The 2533-nt window shown below is 45.2% G+C and carries 1 protein-coding gene; it reads right to left on the bottom strand.

Annotated features, from left to right (window positions below):
- Positions 1-69: 69 nt before the first annotated feature.
- On the bottom strand, positions 70-2166 hold the full coding sequence (locus tag QZL64_RS07640) for a heavy metal translocating P-type ATPase (RefSeq protein ID WP_021841414.1): 2097 nt from the start codon (positions 2164-2166) through the stop codon (positions 70-72).
- Positions 2167-2533: the final 367 nt, after the last annotated feature.

Raw genomic sequence — 2533 nt, 5'->3', positions numbered from 1 at the left:
ATGCAACGCATGACGCACATCTTGCATCAAGAATGCTGGGGCATTCTTGATTCTCTTATTCCTCGCTTCTTATTCTCTCGCTTCTGTTTCTTCTTCCAGCAGGTTCTCCATGCTTTTCAGGCTGATGTACAGGGTTGATGTGTTATGAAGTAGTGCTGATACGGTTGGCTGGAGGATTCCGGTGACGCCGAGTATGATGAGGGCGGTGTTGAATCCTACGATGTTGCGGTAATTTTTGTGGATTCGTTTCATTAATTTATTACTGATTAACTTCAGTGTTACGATCTCGCTCAAGTCGTCGCCGCTCATGGTCACGTCTGCGATTTCGCGGGCGATCTCTGCGCCGTCGCTGATTGCGATTCCGATGTCTGCTGCGGATAGTGCCGGTGAATCGTTGATTCCGTCTCCGATCATGATGACTTTTCGTCCGGCGGCTTTTTCCTGCTCTACGAAGTTTGCCTTGTCTTCCGGCAATACTTCCGAGTAATATACGTCCACGCCTACTCGTTTGGCGATTGCTTTTGCGGTACGGTCGCTGTCCCCAGTCATCATAACTACTTTGCTGATGCCTGCTGCCTTCAGATTTTTGATGATCTGTGGTGCTTCTTCTCTCAGCGGGTCTTCGATGCAGATGACTGCTGCCAGTTTTCCTTCGATTGCCATGTACAAATGTGAGCATTCGGATGGCAGTTCCTGGAATTTTTCTTCCATTCCTTCTGGAATCTGGCTCTCTTCATCTTCGAATACGAAATGATAGCTTCCAACAACGACTTTTTGGTCATTGATTTTTGAGGAAATGCCGTGTGCCACGATGTACTCTACTTTTGAGTGGAACTCTTCATGGATAAGCCCTTTGTCCTGTGCTGCATTTACAACTGCTTTTGCCATGGAGTGTGGAAAATGTTCTTCCAGGCAGGCGCCGATTCTCAGCAATTCGTCTGGTGTCTTATCGCAGAATGGTACGACATCTACAACTGTCGGCTGTGCTTTTGTCAGTGTTCCTGTCTTGTCAAATACGATGGTGTCTGCTTCTGCCATTGCTTCCAGATATTTTCCGCCTTTGACTGTGACGTTGTAGCTGCTTGCCTCACGGATTGCAGACAATACGGCAATCGGCATGGCCAGTTTCAGTGCGCATGAAAAATCTACCATCAATACAGCCAGTGCTTTTGTTACATTTCTTGTAAGAAGATAGGTAAGACCTGTTCCTGCCAATGTGTATGGAACGAGTTTATCCGCCAAATGTTCTGCCTTGCTTTCCAGTCCGGATTTAAGTTTCTCGGATTCTTCGATCATCGTCACGATCTTCTCAAATTTACTTGATCCATTTGCCTCTCTTACACGTATAGTAAGCTCGCCTTCTTCCACAACCGTTCCGGCATACACTTCTCCATTTTCTATCTTGCGTACTGCCACGGACTCTCCAGTCAAAGACGCCTGGTTGACCATTGCCTCGCCTTCCACAACTGTTCCGTCAAATGGAATTACATTTCCCATGTGGATGCGTACCATATCACCGCTCTTTACAGTTGAAAATGGTACTAATACTTCCTGACCGTCGCTGACAAGCCATACTTTGCTGATATTCAGTGACATGCTTCTTGCCAGGTCACCAACGGATTTCTTGTGTGTCCACTCTTCCAGTATTTCGCCGATTCCAAGCAGGAACATGACGGATCCTGCAGTTGCGATATCTCCGCGGAACATAGATACTCCGATTGCGGTCGCATCCAATACCGGAACTTCAATCTTACCTTTTGCCAGTGTACGCACACCCATCCAAAGATATTTCACAGATTTTACTGCTGTGATACATGCTCTGACCGAATATGGCAAAAATAATTTATTTCCATAATGATAGATTACACTTTCAACTAACTTATCCCAATATTCCTGATTCAGTTCGCGTCCGGAATTCTGTACATAATTTTCCGGAATGTCAACTTCCTCATAATGGAATGTTTGAAGCAGTTTGATTACTTTCTCTCTGTCGCCTTTGTAACAGATCGTAAAGTCTCCCGTGCGGTTCTGTACTTTTGCAGATGTAATCATATCCTGGGATTCCAGATAATATTGCATCCGGTCTGCCTGCTCAAATGTCATTCTGTACTGTACAGCGTGGGCACGGATTCTGCCTTTAATCTCATGCTTGATTACAAATTTCATGTATATTTTCCTTCTTTCCCTGCTTTCTTCCTTCCCTGCTTACCTCGCAGTGATTCGCTTGCAGTGGTTCACTTGCTTTTGATTCTCTTACAGCTTACCTCGCAGTGATTCGCTCGCAGTGGTTCGCTTGCAGTGATTCGCTTGCAGTGGTTCGCTTGCTGTTGATTCTCTTGCTATGGTTCGCTTGCTATTGATTCTCTTACAACTTGTCAAGACACCTGCAGTCTTAACCACAGGTGTCCTGATTTTTCCTTACATTTTTATAATTATCACAATATTTTTTTTGCTAGTTCTCCTTGAACCACCCTGCTGTCTGACTTAGCTGTCTTACTTACCTGTCTGACTTTGCTGTCTGACTTTGCTGTCT

The organism is Veillonella sp. CAG:933, from assembly GCF_000431435.1.
In the GTDB taxonomy this organism is placed as follows: domain Bacteria; phylum Bacillota; class Negativicutes; order Veillonellales; family Veillonellaceae; genus Veillonella_A.
Note: the sequence above shows the minus strand (reverse complement) of the source record. Positions and strands in the feature narration are given on the sequence as shown.